Source organism: uncultured Neglectibacter sp. (assembly GCA_937958185.1).
Lineage (GTDB): Bacteria > Bacillota > Clostridia > Oscillospirales > Acutalibacteraceae > Acutalibacter.
Genome location: CALFFN010000022.1, coordinates 50,857 through 70,007, shown reverse-complemented (window position 1 = coordinate 70,007; position 19,151 = coordinate 50,857). Strand labels below are relative to the sequence as shown.

Below are 19,151 nucleotides of genomic sequence, written 5' to 3'. Positions count from 1 at the left end.
GACAGCTCTACTATTGTACCACAAATCCGCCCAAAGTCAAGAAAAATTGAAAAAAAGAGCCTGCAATTTGCAGGCTCTTCGTCTTTTTCTTGCTATTTTCACGGCTACAGCGGCAGCAGCATGAGAATGGTGCGCAGGACAAAGTACGCGATGGCAACGCACAGGGAAGCCATGGAATTGACGCCGCCGCAGGCTTGCAGTGTCATATTGGGGTCTCCGGTAGCGCTTTGGGCGTTGACCTCCCGGACCGTGGCAACGCAGTGGTTCAGGTACATTTTATTGCCGCGCACACCAATTACGATCATGCAGACAAGGATCAGCACCAGAATCAGAAACGGCAGAGAAATTTTGAGCATATCCCACGAGCTCTGCATTGCCAGCGTAGAGATCGCCATGTACTGCTCCTCGGTGAAGAGGTACATTTGAGTGGGATCGTAGCCCAGCTGGGTCGCCAGCGCCGTCATGGTGGGGTAGGAGACCAGCAGCATGGAGCCCTGATAGGCAAGGTACAGCACGAACATCAGAGAGGTGACGAACGCGCCGTATTTGTACTGCTTTCGGTACAGCATCCACGCCCCGGAGAACAGGAAAGCGCAGAAATTGAATTTATTTCTGCCCGTCTGTTTGATATAGCGGAACACAGGCATATAATAATTGGTGTTGGTCCGCACCAGCTTGGAAGCGTCCCCAAAGGTCACGCCCTTTTCCAGCTCGTCTGCCGGGCTGACCCCGCCCATGGGGTCATAGTAAAAAGGGGACGACCTGCCGCCAAAGGAAGACCCCGGACGGACAGGGGGCTGGGGCGTAAAGGGCGGCGCAGTCGGGGAACCCTGCCTGTTTTCTTTGGGAGCTTCCGGGGGCTGCTGCTGATAGGGCGGCAGCAGGTAAGCGCCGCAGCGGGAGCAGAACGTCATGCTGTGGGCGTTTAGAAGCCCGCAGCTGGGGCATTCCCTGTCCTTGATCTCCGAATCCGCAGGGGAGGGCGGCTGCTTTTCCGCCGGCGGCGTCCATTCTTCTCCTGTGCGGTGCAGGTCTTCAAAAATGCATTCCCCAGCCTGATGATAGCATTCCCTGTGATAGGGCGCGCCGCATTCCGGGCAGACCACAACATCGTCCTCTTCCCGGAAGGGGACGCCGCAGACGGGGCATTTTATGCCATTGTAATCCAGCATAACAAAAGCCATTCCTTTTCCTACGAGATTTGTCTAACGTCTATTGTACACGATTTTTCTCAAATCGCAACGATACCCGGCAGGAATTTTCAGATTGTTAATAATTTGCACTGGCAGCGAAGCCTTTTTCGCATTGATGGCAGTGTACCTTTTTGGATACTAGACGCTGGATACTAGATACTGGATATGAAAGGAAGCGTTATCTCCTTATGGCAGTGTACCCTGGAGAATATGAAAAAAGGTGGTTCTCCGCAGGAGAATTGCGGTATTGCATACCGCAAAGTCTTTTTTCCGTCCATTCGGCAAACGTGAAGCTGCTGGGTGCAATTGGAAAATGTGTTTCCCGACCATAAGTAAAAGAATTTTTTCCTTAAGATGGCGGTGTACCTTTTTGGACACTAGACGCTGGATACTGGATATGAAAGGAAGCGTCATCTCCTTATGGCAGTGTATCCTGGAGAATATGAAAAAAGGCGGTTCTCCGCAGGAGAATTGCGGTATTGCATACCGCAAAGTCTTTTTTCCGTCCCTTCTGCAGTGCTTTACATTTTTTTCCCGGTGAAGTATAATAAACAAAACGAGAGAACCATGCGAAGGAGTTACAGATATGCTGCAATTTGAAGAACTGAAACATCAGATGGAGGAGCAGGGCAGGGTCTTGGATACCTTGGAAGCTTCTCTTGGCTTGGAAAAGCTTCGGGAAGAGGTGGATATGCTGGAGCACAAGTCCGCCGAGCCCGGCTTTTGGGACAATATGGAGGAAGCGCAGAAGATCACCCAGCGCATGGCGGCTCTGAAAGGGCGGGACGAGACCTTCCAGAAGCTCCGCGGCAAGGCGGAGGACGCTATGGCGCTGATCGAGCTGGGCGACGAAGCGGAGGACCTCTCCCTTTTGCCCGAAATTCAAGGGGAGCTGGAGGAGATCAGGTCCCAGGCGGAAACCATGCGGCTGTCCACACTGCTCACAGGGGAATATGACGACCACAACGCCATTCTGACCTTCCACGCAGGTTCCGGCGGCACGGAAGCGCAGGACTGGGCGGAAATGCTGTTCCGCATGTACAACCGCTGGGGCGAGCGCCACGGCTTTAAGGTTTCCACGCTGGACTATCTGGACGGCGACGAAGCCGGGCTGAAATCCGCGTCTATTCTGGTGGAGGGCGAAAACGCCTATGGATACCTCAAAAGCGAAGCGGGGGTGCACCGGCTGGTGCGGGTATCTCCCTTTGACGCTGCCGGGCGGCGGCACACCTCCTTTTCCTCACTGGAAGTCATGCCGGAGATGGAGCTGGACAGCACGGTGGAGATCAACCCCGACGACATCAAAATGGAAGTGTACCGGGCAAGCGGCGCGGGCGGGCAGAAGGTCAACAAGACTTCCTCCGCGGTGCGGCTGATCCACATTCCCACAGGCATCACCGTGTCCTGCCAGGTGGAGCGCAGCCAGTACCAGAACCGTGATGTGGCAATGAAAATGCTGGTTTCCAAGCTGGTGGAGATCAAGGAACGGGAAAATCTGGAGAAGATTTCCGATATTCGCGGGGAGCAAAAGGAGATCACCTGGGGCAGCCAGATACGCTCCTATGTGTTCATGCCCTATACGATGGTGAAGGATCACCGCACAGGCTTTGAGACCGGCAACGTGAACGCCGTGATGGACGGCGAGCTGGACGGCTTCATCAATGCCTACCTTTCCGCCAGGAGCCAGGGCACGCTGGGAGAAAATATCGAATAAGGCACACCCTGCGCGCAAGCATTTCCGCACCTTGAAAGACGAAAAGCAGAAACTGCCAGATAAAATAGAAACCTGAAAAATAGGAAAATTTGTAAAATCATATTGACGCGTGAATATTTGTGTAATGAAATTGAAATTGCAGAAGATAGCGTCATTCTTGCACACAAGACGTCGGTGTGTGAAAAGTGTTTCAACCATGCGCATGGCAGATACCTGATAGCGCTGTCTCCCTGTGTGGGACAAAACTGTTTCACATTACTCTGCGCTTTTTTTGAGCGGCAGTTGGAAAAGGAGGCGAAAACATGAAAAAGACACTGTCTATGCTGTTGGTACTGGCGCTGGCTCTGGCGATCTTCGCCCTGCCCGCCGCCGCAGAAACCCATGACCATGACGGCTGCGCCGCCTGCGCGGAAGAAATCCAGCCGAGGTGGACAATTTATGAGGTCATTTGCCCTCGCTGTGATAGATTATGTGACTTTAAAGGAGTAATATCTACTGCAAGTGGAGTACAGGGCAAATATGTCTGTGGTCGTTGCGGGTATACAACATACGCTCCGGCTTGATTTTTTGGAATGCGAACGGGGGAAAGCTTGATTTTACATCAGGCTTTCCTTTTTTCCATTTTATTGCTGAGAAGGGAGAACGCTTTATGAAGCCGTTTCTCAGGAAACAAATAATAGTGCTGGTACTTTTGTTTTGTATCTTAATATTATTTACCAGTTGCCAAAAAGCGAAGCAGAACGAAAAACTGCGGGTACTTATCGACCTTGATTATGATAATTATCATGACGGGAACTATAGGGAATCCTTGAACCGCGACCTCTTATTCTGTTTCCAGTACCCCTGTGGGCTGGATACCGAAAAAATTCAGATTGAATTTTTACCGACAACGGAATCAGAACGCAACGTGAAAATCCAAGCGCTGAAAACGGAAATCATGGCTGGCGGGGGTCCTGATGTTTTTCTTCTGTCCTGTTCCGTCCCGGGATGGAAAAGCAACAGATACTACGGAAAATATCTGGGGAAAAATTATGATAACCCAGAACGGCTTTTCCCGGATGTGCAGGCTGCCATGAAAAATGGGATTTTTTTGGCTTTAGATGATTATTTGAGCAGTGCGGAATGGCTGGATACAGATATGCTGTTGTCCCCTGCACGAAACGCTGGGGTTGCAGAGAATAAACTGATGATTGTTCCGATTGCGTTGACTTTTCCTGTCGCTATTTATGCAGAAAGCGCTGTGGAGAATTTACCCGGCTCCTGGAGCGAAGCATTCGCTCAGCAAAATGTGGCGGTTCGATCTGCTTATGGTGCGGCGGCGTACCAGCAATTTCCGGATCTGTTCGGGCAGGTTGCCGATTACGAAAAAAACACACTGACAGTGTCAAAAGAATCGTTGTATCAAATAGTAAAAGAATCTCTTGCGATGGAAGACAAAAACCTGCTGAAAGGCGTGAAAAACGGCGCTGCGTTTTCACAGGAGGAATATGGCGGTTTTCGCTCTGTGCATTCTTTGGACTATCTGCAAATGGTGCGGTGGGAGCAGGGATATTATGATGGGTTTTGGGAAGAAAAGGGCTTTCCTCAGTGTGTTGCGCCAATTTATAATACGGAAGGCGGAGTTACGGCTGAAATTACAGTGTATGCCGGGATCAACAGAAACACAAAGTACCCTGAAACTGCCTTTCGCATTTTGGATTATTTTTCTAGCGTCAACGCACAGGCGGCGCGGGGAGATATAGATAAGGAAGGATATACTCATCAAACCTTTTTTGCGCATGGTTTTTACGGCGTTCCAGCGCGGAATGACCTGATGCGAAACATAGAATACTCTTTCGGGCAGTATAGTATCCGGGAAGCTGGAGATGAACTGTTCTCCGAATACACCGCCCTGCGGAACGAGGTGACCCACGCGCGGTTCTACGGCACGTTAGATCAGGAACTGCAAACCATGTATGAAGCCTGCCTGGAAGCGGAGAGCGACGAAGAAATCGAAAAAATCGTCTCCAAAGCCTACGATACCATGCTGATGATCTTGGCGGAAAGCTGATTGTCGCCGTCGTCAGCCGCGCGGCTGATCTTGGAAAAAAGCCAGCAAAAAAGGAAGCGTTCCCCGGCGGCAACGCTTCCTTTCGGCATTTTGCCGCGCTTTTCTGCGCTTCCGCGCGGTCTCTGAAATCTTCTTTACTTTATTTTCCCGTTGGTATATAATAAAACGACCATATCAAGTGGGAAAGCTTACCGGCGCCGGGGAGCGCCGTGTCTTGGGGCAGAGGAGTTACCTTATGGCAGTTTTTACAAGGGACAAGTCTTTTTACCGCAACCTTATCATGCTGGCAATTCCGATCTCTCTGCAAAATCTGATCACCTTCGCGGTGAATTTTGCAGACAACCTGATGATCGGTTCTCTGGGGGACAACGCCATTTCCGGCGTGTATGTGGGCAACCAGATGCAGACTGTGCTGCAGATGTTTGTAGCGGGCATCGAGGGCGCTATTTTGATTTTGGCGGCGCAATACTGGGGGAAAAAGGATACCGCCAGCATTCGGAAGGTCGTTTCCATCGGCGTGAAATTTGCCGCGGGGGTCGGCGTGCTGACCACTTTGGCTGCGGTGCTTTTCCCCGTGCCGCTGATCCGCATTTTTTCAGCGGAGCCGGGGGTCATTTCCGAGGGCGCGGCTTATCTGCAGATCGTGGGCTTTTCTTACCTGTTCTTCTGTGTTTCCCAGGTGATGATCGCTTCCATGCGCAGTGTGGAAACGGCAAAGATAGGGCTGTATATTTCCATCATGACGCTGGTGGTCAACATTTCCCTGAACTATCTGCTGATCTTTGGCAAGCTGGGGTTCCCGGCGCTGGGCGTTCGGGGCGCCGCCATCGCCACGCTGATCTCCCGTATTTTGGAAATGCTGGTCAGCGTTGTGTATGTGTTTGCGGTGGACAAAAAGCTGAAATTCGGCGTGCGGGACCTGCTCCATACAGACAAACAGCTGCTCAGGGATTTCGTGCGCTACGGGCTGCCCATCATCGGCGGGCAACTGGTCTGGTCGGTCAATATGCTGGCGAACACGAAAATTTTGGGCGCGTACAGCGCCGGGGTCATCGCCGCCACCAGCATTACGGGAATGCTCCACAACCTGATTTATGTCTGGGTCAACGGTCTGGCGTCCGCGGTGGGGATCATCACCGGGAAGACCGTGGGCGCGGGGAAGTACGACCTGATGAAGGAGTACGCCAAGACGGTGCAGCTCATTTTCCTGTTTGTGGGGCTTGTTTCCGGCGGGCTGGTGTTCCTGTTCCGCGACGGGTTTATCGGGCTGTACAACGCCAGCGAGGAAGCCCAGGCGTATTCCCGGCAGTTTATCAATGTAATTTCTGTATCTATCATTGGCTCCTGCTATCAGATGCCCTGCCTGTTCGGGCTGGTGAAATCCGGCGGGGATATTTCTTTTGTGTTCAAGATGGATACCGTGTTCGTATTTCTGGTGGTGCTGCCCTCGGCAATTCTCTGCCAGCATTTCGGCGCGGCGCCCTGGGTGGTGTTTGCCGCCTTGAAATGCGACCAGATATTAAAGTGCTTCGTGGCGCTGGTGAAGATCAACCGGTACAACTGGATGAAGAACCTGACCAGAGAAAACGGCGGGAGTGAGGAAGGGGAGAGACAGCCTGGATAAGAAAAAATTCCCTGTAGGCGCGCTTTTTCTGAGCTTGGCGGCCTTTATCTGGGGCACGGCGTTTGTGGCGCAGAGCGTGGGCATGGACTATCTGGGACCTGCCACCTTCAATGCCGCCCGCAGCTTCATCGGCGGTTTTGCCTTACTTCCGGCGGCGCTGCTTTTCCTTCGGCTGGATCGCAGAAAAGCCCCGAAGCAGGAGGAAAAGCAGGGGCTTTGGAAGCAGTACCGCTCCCTGATTTTGGGCGGCGTGCTCTGCGGCGTTTTGCTGGGAGCGGGCAGCCTGCTTCAGCAGACGGGGATCCAGACCGTTAGCTCCGGGAAAGCGGGCTTCCTGACCGCCCTTTACATCGTGCTGGTGCCCATTTTGGGCTGCTTTTTCAAACGGGCGCCGGGCTGGAAGGTCTGGGTCGCGGCGGTGGCGGCGCTGGTGGGGATCTGGTGCCTCAGTGTGCAGGGGGAAAGCTTTTCCATTGCCGTTGGGGATATGCTCCTGCTGGCGTGCGCCCTGTTCTTTGCCTTTCACATTTTGGCGGTGGACCGGGTATCTCCTGACGCCAACGGCATTGCCCTTTCCTGTATTCAGTTTTTTGTTGCCGGGCTGTTTTCGCTGCCCTTTGCCCTTGCCATGGAAACGCCGCGCTGGGGCGGCCTGCTTGCCGCGTGGGGTCCCCTGCTCTATACGGGCGTGCTGTCCAGCGGGGTGGCGTACACCTTCCAGATTTTGGGGCAGAAAACCACGGAACCCACCGTCGCTTCCCTGATCCTCAGCCTGGAATCCGTATTTGCGGTGCTGGCAGGCTGGGTGGTGCTGGGGGATACGCTGTCGCCCAGGGAGATCGTGGGGTGCGTGCTGGTGTTTGGCGCGGTGATCTTAGCGCAGCTTCCGGGGAGGAAGAAAGCGCAGAGCTTGTGACCTTAGGCGTTTGCCTGTACATAAAGAAACACATTCAAATTTCAGAGAGGAACGTGACAGAGCATGAGAATTTTGGAAGTAGAAAGCTATGAAAAGATGAGCGCCCTTGCGGCGGGTATTATCGGGGGTCAGGTTTTGCTGAAGCCCGACTGCGTCCTGGGGCTTGCCACAGGCTCTTCCCCGATCGGCACCTATCAGGAGCTGGTCAAGGGCTGCAAAGCGGGGGTGCTGGATTTTTCCAAGGTCCGCACCGTGAACCTGGACGAATACTGCGGGCTGACCGCCGGGAACCCCCAGAGTTACCGGTATTTCATGGACACAAACCTTTTCAACCACGTGAACATTCGGAAGGAAAACACCTTCCTGCCCAACGGCTCTGCCCCGGATATCGCGGCGGAAGCGGAGCGGTACGAAAAGCTGATCGACAGCCTGGGGGGCGTGGACCTTCAGCTGCTGGGGATCGGGCACAACGGACATATCGGCTTTAACGAGCCTACCGGCAGCTTTCCCCGGTACGTCCATCAGGTCAACCTGACTGAAAGCACCATTTCCGCCAATTCCCGCCTGTTCGACAGTATTGAGGACGTGCCTACCAAGGCGATCACCATGGGGATCGGCACCATTATGAAGGCTGCCCGTATCCTGCTCATCGCCGGCGAGGACAAGAAGGATATCATAGAGAGAGCCATGTATGGGGAGATCACTCCCAACGTGCCCGCTTCCGTGCTGCAGCTCCACCGTGACGTGACCGTCATCACCTGCAAGAAGTGAGGGAACCGCTGGCGCTCTGCCGGAAAATATTTTACAAAGCAAATTCTTGACAGCGCATTCCCGGGTCTTTATAATAAAGACAGGAACGTGCCTGATCCGGGCTGCCGTCAAGCGGCAGATCGTTTTGTGCTTTCCGTAGAAAGCAAGCGGCAGGGGCGCACCGGATCAAATGATACTCAACTGCAAAAAAGCCACGAAGGCTGCAGCTTCCCCAAGGGAAGCTCTTTCGTGGCTTTTTCTACGCAGAATTTCAGGAGGAAAGATTATGACGAAAACAAAGAAGTATATTTGGGAAATGGTGGTTTCCGCCCTGTGCGTGGCGCTGGGGATCGTGCTGCCTGTGGCGGTGCACGGCATTCCCAACGCGGGAAGTATCCTGCTGCCCATGCATATCCCGGTCCTGCTGTGCGGGCTGCTGTGCGGTCCGGCATATGGGATCGCCTGCGGCATTTTGACGCCGCTGCTGTCCAGCCTGATCACCTCCATGCCGCCCATGGCAATGCTGCCCAGCATGATCTGCGAGCTGGCGGTGTACGGTTTTGCCGCCGGGCTGTTGATCCTGGTAATCCGCACCGGCTCTCAGGTCGCCAATGTGTACATTTCTCTCATTGGCGCAATGCTCGTCGGCAGGGTGGTTTACGGCGTGGTGAACGCCCTGATTTTCCGGGCGGGGGAGTATTCCATGCAGATGTGGCTCACCGCGTCCTTTGTCACCGCGCTGCCGGGGATCATCATTCAATTGGTGCTGCTGCCCCTGGTGGTGCTGGCGCTGCGGAAGGCAAGGCTGGCGTTCCAGCCGTAAAAAGCGCTTTCCTGTGGCAGTTCGCCCCGCACTTGCGGTGAAAGGCAGTTTCAGTTCTCAAAGAAAAGAGCCGGCTTATGAAAGCCGGTTCTTTTTTTGAAAAAATCCTTTTCCGGGCGGAAAAAATCAATTTTTGCCAAAATCTGAGGGTAAAATTTTTTCCACCCACTTGAATCCGGCGGCGTTTCCGATTATAATGAAACCAGATTGGTATTTCGGGCGGCATTTCCGCCCCGAAAACATTATAAAACCGAAAGGAGTACCAATATGAACTATTCCCATGAAGTGGAAAATATGTGTACGGTAACGAAAGGGCCGCATCATGGTCCTGCCCCGATCCCCGAAGAGGGCAAGTGGGTCAAGTCCTATGAGATCAAGGACATTTCCGGTCTTTCCCACGGTATCGGCTGGTGCGCTCCCCAGCAGGGCGCCTGCAAGCTGACCCTGAATGTGAAGGACGGTATCGTGCAGGAAGCTCTGGTGGAGACGCTGGGCTGCTCCGGCATGACCCATTCCGCCGCCATGGCAGCGGAGATCCTGCCCGGCAAGACTTTGCTGGAATGCCTGAACACCGACCTGGTGTGCGACGCCATCAACGTGGCAATGCGGGAGATCTTCAAGCAGCTGGCTTATGGACGCAGCCAGACGGCTTTCTCCGAGGGCGGTCTGCCCATCGGAGCAGGTCTGGAAGACCTGGGCAAGGGTCTGCGCTCCCAGGTGGGCACCATGTTCTCCACCGGGCTCAAGGGCGTGCGTTACATGGAGATGGCAGAGGGCTATGTCATCAAGATGGCTCTGGACGAGAACAACGAGGTCATCGGATACCAGTTTGTGAAGCTTGGCAAAATGCTGGAGGATATCCGTCACGGCATGTCCCCCAATGAGGCGTATGAGAAAAACATCGGTCAGTACGGTCGCTTTGACGGCGCTGCCAAGTACATTGATCCCAGAGAAGAGTAATCCCAAACCAACCATAGATTAGGAGGACAACAAAATGGCTAACGACGTCATGTTTGAAGGCAAGGAAAGAAGAATGCCCAAAATCGAAAAGTGTCTCGCTGAGTATGGTTTGGGTAGTTTGGAGGAAGCAAGAGAGCTTTGCAACTCCAAGGGGTTCGACCCCTATGATATTGTAAAGGGCGTACAGCCTATCGCGTTTGAGAACGCGGGCTGGGCATATACGCTGGGTTGCGCGGTCGCCATTAAGAAGGGCGTAAAGACTGCCGCCGACGCTGCCGAGGCAATTGGTATCGGTCTGGAAGCGTTCTGTATCCCCGGCTCCGTGGCGGAACAGCGCAACGTGGGTCGCGGTCACGGCAATCTGGGCGCTATGCTGCTCCGTGACGAGACCAAGTGCTTCGCGTTTTTGGCAGGTCACGAGTCCTTTGCCGCCGCGGAAGGCGCTATCGGCATTGCAAGGACCGCCAACCGTGCCAGAAAAGAGCCCCTGCGCATTATTCTGAACGGCTTGGGCAAGGACGCCGCCTACATCATTTCCAGGATCAACGGCTTTACCTATGTGAAGACCGATTACGATTTCTTCACCGGCGAGCTGAAAATCGAAGAGACCCGCCCCTTCTCCGACGGCGAGCGCGCGGCAGTCAAGTGCTACGGCGCAAACGACGTGCTGGAGGGCGTTGCCATCATGAAGCATGAGGGCGTGGACGTGTCCATCACCGGCAACTCCACCAACCCCACCCGCTTCCAGCACCTGGTTGCCGGCACCTACAAGAAGTGGGCGCTGGAAAACGGCAAGAAGTATTTCTCCGTGGCTTCCGGCGGCGGCACTGGGCGCACCCTGCACCCGGACAATATGGCGGCAGGTCCCGCTTCCTACGGCTTGACCGACTCCATGGGCCGTATGCACGGCGACGCTCAGTTCGCAGGCTCCTCCTCCGTCCCCGCTCACGTGGAGATGATGGGTCTGATGGGCATGGGCAACAACCCCATGGTAGGCGCTACCGTGGCTTGCGCCGTGGCTGTGTACGAAGGCACGAAGTAAGCTTTTATTTGACAAGACAGAAAGGGCTTCCGGGGATTTGCCCGGAAGCCTTTTTCGTCAGTTATTTGTTCCGAATGGATTCCACAAGACCGATGATCGCTTTGATCTGCTGGTCATTCAGCCCGCTCACATCAATTTCGTGCGGGGTGTGGTCTGCCTGTTTGCCCAGAAGATAATCCGTGCTGCAATGATACAGATAGGAAAGCGCCAGAAGATTCTCTGTGCTGGGAGTTCTTTCGCCGGTTTCGTAGCCGGAAATAATGGAGGGTGAAACGTGAAGCATTTCCGCCACCTGTTTTTGAGAAAGATTATACTGTAGACGAAGGCTTTGCAGCTTTTTCGGCAGGTCCTTTATCATTGTGTTCACCTCAACACGTATTGTAAAGATAAGCATGACACAATAGGAAGAAATAATACGCTTAAAGTGTTGACACATTGTGGATTTGTGTTATAATATCCGCAAAGCGATTTCATTGAGAACCTTTGAAACGAAAAAATCACCGTTCCATTTTTATTTTAAACATTGAACTTCTCCAAAGTCAGTTTTGCCAAATAGCCAAATACCATACCCTTAAAAATGAGGTGCGTCCATGAAACTGATTCGTGAAAAATGCTGCTGCTTTACCGGGCACCGATTTCTTCCTGCGGCACAGCGGGAGCGGCTGGAAACGCGGCTGCGTCAGGAGATATCCCGCTTGGCAGGGGAGGGGATAGACACCTTTCTGGCGGGAGGCGCGCTGGGCTTTGACACAGTGGCGGCGCAGGCGGTGCTTGCCCTCCGGGAGCGGGAGCTGCCGGGGCTCCATCTGGTGCTGGTGCTGCCCTGCCTGGGGCAGGAAAGCCGCTGGGACGCCGCTTCCATTCAGCTTTACCACGAGCTGATGGGGCAGGCGGACGAGGTCATCTATACCGCAGATGTGTACACGGAGGGCTGTATGCACCTGCGCAACCGCTATCTGGTGGATCACAGCAGCCGCTGCCTTTGCTACCTGCGGGAAAACCGCGGCGGCACGGCGTACACGGTGCGCTATGCCGAAAGACAGGGGTTACAGGTCACCAATCTGGCAGAACGGGAAACGGGAGAGGACGGCCAAATTTCCCTTTCGGGGATCGTTTGAGGAGATCATATGGGAAGACAGCAGACAAAATGCCACGGCTCGGAGGAACGCTTCGAGGTGGTGGCGCAATTTATTTACGACCGCTTCGGGCGGGACATCACCTATATTGCGGACGTTGCCGGAGGGCAGGGCATGCTTTCCAAGCTGCTGACAAAAAGGTACAATTACCGCAGCGAGGTCATCGACCCCCGGGGGTATGTGCTGAAGGGCGTGGAAAACCGGGAATGCGAATACACCCCGGATATGGCGGGCTATTACGATCTGGTGGTGGGGCTGCACCCCGACCAGGCTACCCGCCCTGTGGTGGAAAGCGCGTTCACCACTCCCGTCCTTGTGGTCCCCTGCTGCAATTATTGGGACAGGAGCCGGAAGCTGGGCACAAAAGCGCTGGTGGAGGACATCTGCCGGTACCTCACGGAGCATAAGATACCCTACGAGCTCATCACCTTTGATTTCAAAGGTCCTAAAAACGTGGGAATCTTAACGCACAAGCCTTAATAAAACCGCCCCTCCGGCAAATCCTGTACCGGGAGGGCGGTTCATTTTTTGGATACGCGGCGCGGAATGCTGGCGCTTCAAACGGCGGTTCCACGCGCTATTTTTTGTTACGAGACCTTTTCCAAATCCTTGCGCAGACGGGAAATAATGCGCTTTTCCAGCCGGGATATGTAGGATTGGGAAATCCCCAGTTCGTCGGCAACCTCCTTTTGGGTGTGCTCCTTGGTGGATTCCAGCCCGAAGCGCAATGTCATGATCTTCTTTTCCCGGGGGGAAAGACGGTCCACCGCTTCCAGCAGCATGGTCTTTTCCGCCTCCTGCTCAATGTCCCGGTTCACGGCGTCCGGGTCGCTGCCCAGCAGGTCGGAAAGCAGCAGCTCGTTGCCGTCCCAGTCCACGTTCAGCGGGTCGTCGATAAACACCTCGTTGCGCAGCTGGGAGCTTTTCCGCAGATACATGAGAATTTCGTTTTCAATGCACCGGGAGGCATAGGTGGCAAGCTTGATGTTCCGCTCGATACGAAAGGTGTTCACCGCCTTGATGAGACCGATGGTGCCAATGGAGATCAGGTCCTCCACGTTTGCGCCGGGGCTTTCAAATTTCTTCGCGATGTATACCACCAGCCGCAGATTGTGGGTGATCAGGGGCTCTCTGGCGTTGGGTACGTTGTTCCTGATATTTTCAATGACCTGAGCCTCCTCCTCCTTTGTCAGCGGCGGGGGCAGCGTTTCAGGACCGTTGATATAGTGGCAGGGCTCCCGGTGCCAGCGTAAAAAAATATGACGAAAAAATCTTGTGAATTGCCGCTTGAGCAAAGCGAAAAATTCCATGAGAAGCACCTCTTATAGTTTAGGATTTTCCCGGAGTTCCGGGAATTGGTCGGGGTTGTAAAATCCATCGGTCTGGCTCTGGGCACACAGATTTTGCCGCAGCACCGCTATGTAGCAGGACAGCTCCTGCCCTGTTTTTTCCACGGTGACCTTTTCCGGGCGGAAGGCGGGCAGCACTCCCGCGCCGCCCACGCTTTCAAAGGGGATCAGCCGCAGCCCCCTGGCGGCGGAAGCGCTGACCCCGCTGGTCTCGGAGAATCGGCGGACCTCCTCCGGCAGGATATCTTGTAAGGCTTCCACCCGGCACACCAGCACGGGCAAGCCGGAAAAAGGCTCCCGCAGGGCGTTTCCCGTGTCGGCTTTCAGATAGAGCCGGACGGTTTTTCCCTGCTGTACTGTTATCCATTGACAGCGCAGCAGGGCGGTCCTGCCCGCAAACAGCTTCCTGCAAAGCCATAAAATGAGATACGCGCCCCCGGTAAACAGAAACAGCAGGGTGGGGGACAGGTCAAAATATATCACACTGCCCAGCACGGCCACATTCCTGGGCGCGAAAAAGCGCAGTAAAAACAGGAAAAAGCCTGCCAGCAGCAGGGTAAATGCCCAAAAGCACACTGCTGTTCGGAAAAACCACCGGGGCTGCTGCGGCGCAAAGGCAGCCCCGGTGGCGGCGAGCGCCGTAACGACCCCGACGGGCAGCGCAGCCCAGTCCGGCAGCGGCAGGAGAACAGGCAGGGCGCACAGCGCGCCCACCAGCGCACCCAGTGCCAGACGATAGTTTTTTCCGCGCAGATGAAGAAATTTTTTTACGCACCACAGCAGAAAAAAGTCGATGTACAAATTGACAAGCACCAAAATGTCCGCGTAAACTGTCAACGGCATCCCTCCCGTTCCAGCAGGTCATCTGCTGGAATGGATCCCGCAGGCTTGCCTGCTAAATCAAGTATAGGCGCGGAGCGTCTGCGATTCTGTCACATTATGGACGCATGATGAAAAAATTTTTCTGCTTCCTTGTTTTTTTCCAGGGGAAAGAGTACAATATCTGCGGTATCAAAAAAGCGTGCCGGGAAATGCCCTTTTGCCGGCGGGCGCTGTTTTCCAATAGAGGGTGTTTTGTGTACGGCGAAAGAGCCGCTGTTTATCGGAAAGGCGGCGTTCCGTTTTTTCTTGGCTTTCTGACGGAGAAAAGAAAGGGAAGTGGTCATAAGCATGGAAAGAAAACAGAAGCGGGCGGTGCTGTTTGTGTTTTTGGCGTCGCTGCTGTTCAGTATCGGGGGCTTGTGCGTCAAGCTGATCCCCTGGTCGGCGCTGGCGATCAACGGCGCGAGGAACCTGATCGGCATTGTGGTGATCGGGGCGTACCTGCTGATCTCCAAACACAAATTGAAGTGGAATTTCCCGGTGGTGATGGGCGCGCTGTCCACGCTGGGGACCACCACCCTGTACACCATCGCCAACAAGCTGACCACTGCCGCCAACGCCATTGTGCTGCAATTCACCGCCCCGGTGTTCGTGATCCTGTTCATGATCCTGATTTTCCACGTCAAGCCCAAAAAGCTGGACGTGCTGACCTGCGCCGTGGTGCTGTTCGGCGTGATGCTGTTCTTTATCGACGGCCTGCGGGCGGGGAATATGCTGGGCAACCTGGTGGCGGTGCTGTCCGGCGTGTGCTATTCCGGCGTGTTTTTGATGAATTCCTCTGAAAAGGCGGACGCCATGTCTTCCGTTTTTTTCGGGCAGCTTGCGGCGGCGGTCATTTTCGCGCCCTTCTGCTTTCAGGAGACGGATTTTTCCCCTGTCCCCATGGCGGCGCTGTTGGCGCTGGGCGCGCTGCAGGTAGGGCTTGCCTATATTTTCCTGTCCCTGGGGATCCGCTATACCCCGCCGGTCACCGCTTCCCTGATCACCGGTCTGGAGCCGGTCCTGAACCCCATTTGGGTGGCGGTTTTCTACGGCGAGCATATTTCCGCCACGGCGTTTGCGGGAGCCGTTATCGTGGTGGGAGCCATCGTGGGCTACAATGTTCTGAAAAGCAGGCGGTCAAAAGCGGCGGTCTGACCCGCATAGCGTCCTGATTTTTTGGAACACTTTGAATAAGACACAGCAGAAAGGAGCATGGACATGAATCAAAACAGGAAAAAGGTGGTGCTGGTAGGCACGGGCATGGTGGGCATGAGCTTTGCCTATTCCGCCCTGAACCAGGCGGTCTGCGACGAGCTGGTGCTCATCGACATTGACCGGGAGCGGGCGGAGGGGGAAGCCATGGACCTGAACCACGGCGTGGCGTTTGCCTCCTCCAGCATGAAAATATCCGCCGGGGATTACAGCGACTGCGCCGACGCGGATATCGCGGTGCTGTGCGCCGGGGTGAACCAGAAGCCCGGCGAGTCCCGGCTGGACCTGCTGAAGCGCAACGAGGCGGTGTTCCGCTCTATTGTAGAGCCCATTGTCCATTCGGGCTTCAGCGGCATTTTTCTGGTGGCGACCAACCCCGTGGATATCATGACCCGGGTGACCTATGAGCTGTCCGGCTTTAATTCCAAGCGTGTGCTCGGCAGCGGGACCACTTTGGACACCGCCCGGCTGCGGTATCTGCTGGGGGAATACTTCTCCGTGGACCCCAGAAATGTTCACGCTTATGTCATCGGCGAGCATGGGGACAGCGAGTTCGTCCCGTGGAGCCAGGCGATGGTGGCGACAAAATCGGTGGAGGATATCTGCCGCCAGTCCGATGGGAAATTCCAGCTTGCGGAAATGCAGCAGATCAGCACGGAGGTGCGGGACGCCGCCCAGAAGATCATTGCCGCGAAACGGGCTACCTATTACGGCATCGGCATGGCGCTGGTGAGGATCGTCCGGGCGGTGCTGTCCAATGAGAACAGCGTGCTCACCGTGTCCGCCCGGCTGCTGGGGGAATATGGGCAGCGGGACGTATACGCCGGGGTTCCCTGTATCGTCAACCGCAACGGTGTAGACAGGGTGCTGGAGCTGAGCCTGACCGATGAGGAACGGCAAAGGTTCCAAAGCTCCTGTGAAATACTTCGGGAAAGCTTTGAAGGAATGCACTGAGAAAAAGAGGCTCCCCGCGGCGTTATGCGCATAACGCCGCGGGGAGCCTGTTTATGAAAGCAAAGATTTCACTTAAAATCGATATTGTCTGCCGGTGCGGTAGGCTTCGTACGCGCCCACCATGAATTTTGTCAGCGCCACCGCATCGTCAATGCCGTTGGGCGCGTCACCGCCCTCGTTGACCGCGGCGATCCACCCGTCGATGGGCATGGTGCCGGGCTGGGGCAGGTCGGTTTTCTGCACCAGCCTGTTCCCGGTCTCCTCGCAGGAATATTCCAAAATATCATTGTGCACCATCAAAGAGCCCTTGGTGCCGCTCATTTCCAGCACATAGGGCATGCCGTTGGTCACAAAGCCCGTTTCGGAAACGCCGATAGCGCCGTTCGCAAATTCGATAACGGATACCGCGTTGTCCTCCACACCCTTGTGGGTCACCTCTGTGAACATGGAAACGATGGACTTCGGCTCGCCCATGAACCAGTTCAAGGTGTACATGGGGTGGGCGCCCAGGTCGATCATAGCGCCGCCGCCTGTCTGGGCAGCGTCATAGAAATGGGGCGGCAGCCAGCCCGCCGTACTGCCGTTGTGGGCGTCCCGCACCCGGGCGTAGGTGATCTGCCCCAGCCTGCCGCTGTCCACCAGTTCCTTGGCAGACTTCAGGGTGGGGAAGGTCTTGTGGGGATAGGAAATGGTGAATTTCACCCCGCTGCTTTTTACCGACGCGGCGATCTCCTCCGCGTCCTCCATGGTAAAGGCAAGCACCTTCTCGGTGAAAATATGCTTCCCGGCTGCCGCCGCTGCCAGCAGCACTTCCCTGTGCTGGCAGGTGGCGGTGGTGATCTGCACGCCGTCGATCTCAGGATTTGCCCAGATTTTGTTCAGGTCCGGCTCAAAGGGGATACCCAGCTTTTCCGCCGCCGCTTTTCCTCTGGCTTCCTCATCGTCCCACAGGCAGACAAGCTCCGCCCCGGGGTTTTGCAGAACAGCCTCGCCGTACTCCATGGTGTGCACGTGCCATGCGCCTACGATCGCGATTTTCATAAGGACCCTCCCAGAATTATCTTCTCTGATTTTGTTTTTTGCTTCTGTTGTAGAACCGGACCAGCGCCGACATACACAGCGCAATGATCCCAAGCGTCAGGTAGCAGATGGAAAAGGTCAGCGCCGTTTCCAGATTCATGATGTAGGTAAACGTTCCTAAGGAGACCATGGCAGGCAGCAGCGCAAAGCACCACAGCTGCCGAAGGTCCTTTCCTGCCAGCACCCCTGCCACTACCGCGAACAGCGGGCAGACAAAGTAGGGCAGGCAGAGGAATGCGGGAAAGGGAATGACTGTTCTCAGCAGGAAAAAGGTCATGGGCAGCGCCAGCATGAACACAGCCGTCAGCACGGACAAAAGGATCGCTCTTTTTTTCATGTTGCTTTTTTCTCTCCCCAATACTTATTTTCCGGCGAACCGGGAAACGATGGCGCCCATTTCCTCCCGCTTCTGCTCCATTTCCTCCACCAGCTTGAACTGGTTCCTGGCGCGGTCCAGATTGTGGGTGGGGTAGGCGGTGCGGAAATATACGTCGCCGTTTAAGTAGTCTGCCAGAAAGCGGATACCCACTTCAAAGGTCATCAGGATCGCGCCGTCAGGCAGGGTGGCAAGCTCGGTTTCCGTCAGGGCGTCTCCCGCCGCGGACAGGAACCCCTGGGTGTAGGCTTCAAACTGTTTCATGTCGCAGTGCACACGGCTCAGGTCGGTTTCGTCCTCCGCCGCGGTGGCGGCTCCGGCACGGATCGAATCGCCGAAATCAAAGGCAGTCAGTCCCGGCATAACGGTGTCCAGATCGATGACGCAGACGGCTTTCCCGGTCTCATCGTCCAGCAGGACGTTGCTCATCTTGGTATCGTTATGCGTGACCCGCAGGGGCAGCTTTTTTTCCGCCAGCAGGTTCATCAGCAGCCCGCAGTTCTGCTCCCTTTTGAGGGCAAAGTCCAGCTCCGGCAGGACGTCCTTCTTCCGCCCGGCTGTGTCCTTGTCCATGGCTTCCCGCAGCTGCCGGAAGCGGTCGGGCGTATCGTGAAAATGGGGAATGATCTCATACAATGTGTCCGCCGGGTAATCGGAAAGCATGCTCTGGAAATTTCCGAAGGCAAAGCCGGCTTCCCGCAGCATTTCCGTTCCCGTGGCAGTTTCATGGGCGGAAGCCCCGGCAATAAACAGCATGCACCGCCAGTATTCCCCGTCCCCGTCCCGGCAGAAGCTCATGCCGTCCACGGTCTTGCGAATGGTCAGCGTTTCCCGCAGGGGGTCGCCGCCCCGGCGCTGTATCTTTTCCCGCAGGAATTCCGTGACCCCGGTGATGTTTTCCATAATATGCTCCGGGGAGGGGAACACAAAGCGGTTGATGCGCTGCAGGATAAAGTGCCCCTCGGTTGTTTCCAGGGAAAAGGTGTCGTTGATATGACCTCCCTGAACAGGTTGCGGCGCGGAAGCCTCCGGCAGCCCGAAGGCTTTCAGGATCTGTGAGGGTACGGCACACTGTTCTTTCATAAGGGTCTTCCTTTCATCGGTAGTG

The 19,151-nt window shown here is 55.2% G+C and carries 21 protein-coding genes; 13 read left to right on the top strand and 8 right to left on the bottom strand.

Going from position 1 to position 19,151, the window contains the following annotated elements; genetic code table 11:
* Positions 1-104 precede the first annotated feature (104 nt).
* Positions 105-1,172: an RING finger protein gene (locus tag AB8996_RS07215; protein ID WP_369298304.1), complete on the bottom strand. Its 1,068-nt coding sequence runs from the start codon at positions 1,170-1,172 to the stop codon at positions 105-107.
* Between the two features lie 607 nt (positions 1,173-1,779).
* On the opposite strand from AB8996_RS07215, the gene prfB reads away from it, so the two are divergent.
* The 3 genes from prfB (at position 1,780) to AB8996_RS07200 (ending at position 4,957) form a co-directional block, all read left to right on the top strand.
* On the top strand, positions 1,780-2,907 hold the full coding sequence (gene prfB, locus AB8996_RS07210) for a peptide chain release factor 2 (protein WP_369298303.1): 1,128 nt from the start codon (positions 1,780-1,782) through the stop codon (positions 2,905-2,907).
* Between the two features lie 302 nt (positions 2,908-3,209).
* On the top strand, positions 3,210-3,470 hold the full coding sequence (locus tag AB8996_RS07205) for a hypothetical protein (protein ID WP_369298302.1): 261 nt from the start codon (positions 3,210-3,212) through the stop codon (positions 3,468-3,470).
* An 86-nt stretch (positions 3,471-3,556) separates the two neighbouring features.
* Entirely contained in the window at positions 3,557-4,957 is a 1,401-nt protein-coding gene (locus AB8996_RS07200) for a hypothetical protein (protein WP_369298301.1), read from the top strand.
* Here the strand turns inward: AB8996_RS07200 and AB8996_RS07195 are convergent.
* Entirely contained in the window at positions 4,921-5,046 is a 126-nt protein-coding gene (locus tag AB8996_RS07195) for a hypothetical protein (protein ID WP_369298300.1), read from the bottom strand. The genes AB8996_RS07200 and AB8996_RS07195 overlap by 37 nt on opposite strands.
* A gap of 146 nt (positions 5,047-5,192) precedes the next feature.
* Between AB8996_RS07195 and AB8996_RS07190 the strand changes: the two genes are divergently transcribed.
* The 6 genes from AB8996_RS07190 to AB8996_RS07165 all read left to right on the top strand — a co-directional run bounded on the left by AB8996_RS07190 (position 5,193) and on the right by AB8996_RS07165 (position 11,072).
* A complete protein-coding gene (locus tag AB8996_RS07190) occupies positions 5,193-6,581 on the top strand; it encodes an MATE family efflux transporter (RefSeq protein ID WP_369298299.1) in 1,389 nt (462 codons plus the stop codon).
* Complete coding sequence (locus AB8996_RS07185) at positions 6,553-7,497, top strand: DMT family transporter (RefSeq protein ID WP_369298298.1); 945 nt, start codon at positions 6,553-6,555, stop codon at positions 7,495-7,497. Before AB8996_RS07190 ends, AB8996_RS07185 begins: the two co-directional genes overlap by 29 nt.
* A 63-nt stretch (positions 7,498-7,560) precedes the next feature.
* On the top strand, positions 7,561-8,268 hold the full coding sequence (gene nagB, locus AB8996_RS07180; RefSeq protein ID WP_369298297.1) for a glucosamine-6-phosphate deaminase: 708 nt from the start codon (positions 7,561-7,563) through the stop codon (positions 8,266-8,268).
* 265 nt (positions 8,269-8,533) lie between these two features.
* Positions 8,534-9,070 (top strand): ECF transporter S component, encoded by a 537-nt coding sequence (locus AB8996_RS07175; protein ID WP_369298296.1) that lies wholly within the window; start codon positions 8,534-8,536, stop codon positions 9,068-9,070.
* 267 nt (positions 9,071-9,337) lie between these two features.
* Positions 9,338-10,030, top strand: coding sequence for an iron-sulfur cluster assembly scaffold protein (locus AB8996_RS07170; protein WP_369298295.1), 693 nt, complete (start codon positions 9,338-9,340; stop codon positions 10,028-10,030).
* A gap of 34 nt (positions 10,031-10,064) precedes the next feature.
* Positions 10,065-11,072: a GGGtGRT protein gene (locus tag AB8996_RS07165; RefSeq protein WP_369298294.1), complete on the top strand. Its 1,008-nt coding sequence runs from the start codon at positions 10,065-10,067 to the stop codon at positions 11,070-11,072.
* Positions 11,073-11,133: 61 nt separating this feature from the next.
* On the opposite strand, the gene AB8996_RS07160 is transcribed toward AB8996_RS07165, so the two are convergent.
* Entirely contained in the window at positions 11,134-11,430 is a 297-nt protein-coding gene (locus AB8996_RS07160; RefSeq protein ID WP_369298293.1) for a helix-turn-helix domain-containing protein, read from the bottom strand.
* Between the two features lie 232 nt (positions 11,431-11,662).
* On the opposite strand from AB8996_RS07160, the gene AB8996_RS07155 reads away from it, so the two are divergent.
* Both AB8996_RS07155 and AB8996_RS07150 read left to right on the top strand, forming a co-directional pair.
* A complete protein-coding gene (locus tag AB8996_RS07155; protein WP_369298292.1) occupies positions 11,663-12,190 on the top strand; it encodes an SLOG family protein in 528 nt (175 codons plus the stop codon).
* 9 nt (positions 12,191-12,199) lie between these two features.
* Positions 12,200-12,688 carry a hypothetical protein gene (locus AB8996_RS07150; protein ID WP_369298291.1) on the top strand — a complete coding sequence of 163 codons (489 nt, stop codon included), beginning with the start codon at positions 12,200-12,202 and terminating at the stop codon, positions 12,686-12,688.
* Positions 12,689-12,795: 107 nt separating this feature from the next.
* Here the strand turns inward: AB8996_RS07150 and sigE are convergent, their stop codons facing one another.
* Together sigE and AB8996_RS07140 are read right to left on the bottom strand one after the other, a co-directional pair.
* Entirely contained in the window at positions 12,796-13,518 is a 723-nt protein-coding gene (gene sigE / locus AB8996_RS07145) for an RNA polymerase sporulation sigma factor SigE (RefSeq protein WP_369298290.1), read from the bottom strand.
* Positions 13,519-13,530: 12 nt separating this feature from the next.
* Positions 13,531-14,394, bottom strand: a complete 864-nt coding sequence (locus tag AB8996_RS07140) for a sigma-E processing peptidase SpoIIGA (RefSeq protein WP_369298289.1) — start codon at positions 14,392-14,394, stop codon at positions 13,531-13,533.
* Between the two features lie 333 nt (positions 14,395-14,727).
* Between AB8996_RS07140 and AB8996_RS07135 the strand changes: the two genes are divergently transcribed.
* Positions 14,728-15,576, top strand: a complete 849-nt coding sequence (locus AB8996_RS07135; protein WP_369298288.1) for a DMT family transporter — start codon at positions 14,728-14,730, stop codon at positions 15,574-15,576.
* 63 nt (positions 15,577-15,639) lie between these two features.
* Complete coding sequence (locus tag AB8996_RS07130) at positions 15,640-16,587, top strand: L-lactate dehydrogenase (RefSeq protein ID WP_369298450.1); 948 nt, start codon at positions 15,640-15,642, stop codon at positions 16,585-16,587.
* A 72-nt stretch (positions 16,588-16,659) separates the two neighbouring features.
* Here AB8996_RS07130 and AB8996_RS07125 read toward each other — a convergent pair whose 3' ends face one another.
* From AB8996_RS07125 to AB8996_RS07115, 3 genes are read right to left on the bottom strand one after another with little or no spacing between them, the layout of a single operon-like run.
* A complete protein-coding gene (locus AB8996_RS07125; RefSeq protein WP_369298287.1) occupies positions 16,660-17,628 on the bottom strand; it encodes a Gfo/Idh/MocA family protein in 969 nt (322 codons plus the stop codon).
* Between the two features lie 16 nt (positions 17,629-17,644).
* The gene (locus AB8996_RS07120; protein WP_369298286.1) at positions 17,645-18,004 is read right to left on the bottom strand and encodes a hypothetical protein; all 360 of its coding nucleotides are present in this window, start codon (positions 18,002-18,004) and stop codon (positions 17,645-17,647) included.
* Positions 18,005-18,028: 24 nt separating this feature from the next.
* Positions 18,029-19,126 carry a phosphotransferase enzyme family protein gene (locus tag AB8996_RS07115; RefSeq protein ID WP_369298285.1) on the bottom strand — a complete coding sequence of 366 codons (1,098 nt, stop codon included), beginning with the start codon at positions 19,124-19,126 and terminating at the stop codon, positions 18,029-18,031.
* Positions 19,127-19,151: the final 25 nt, after the last annotated feature.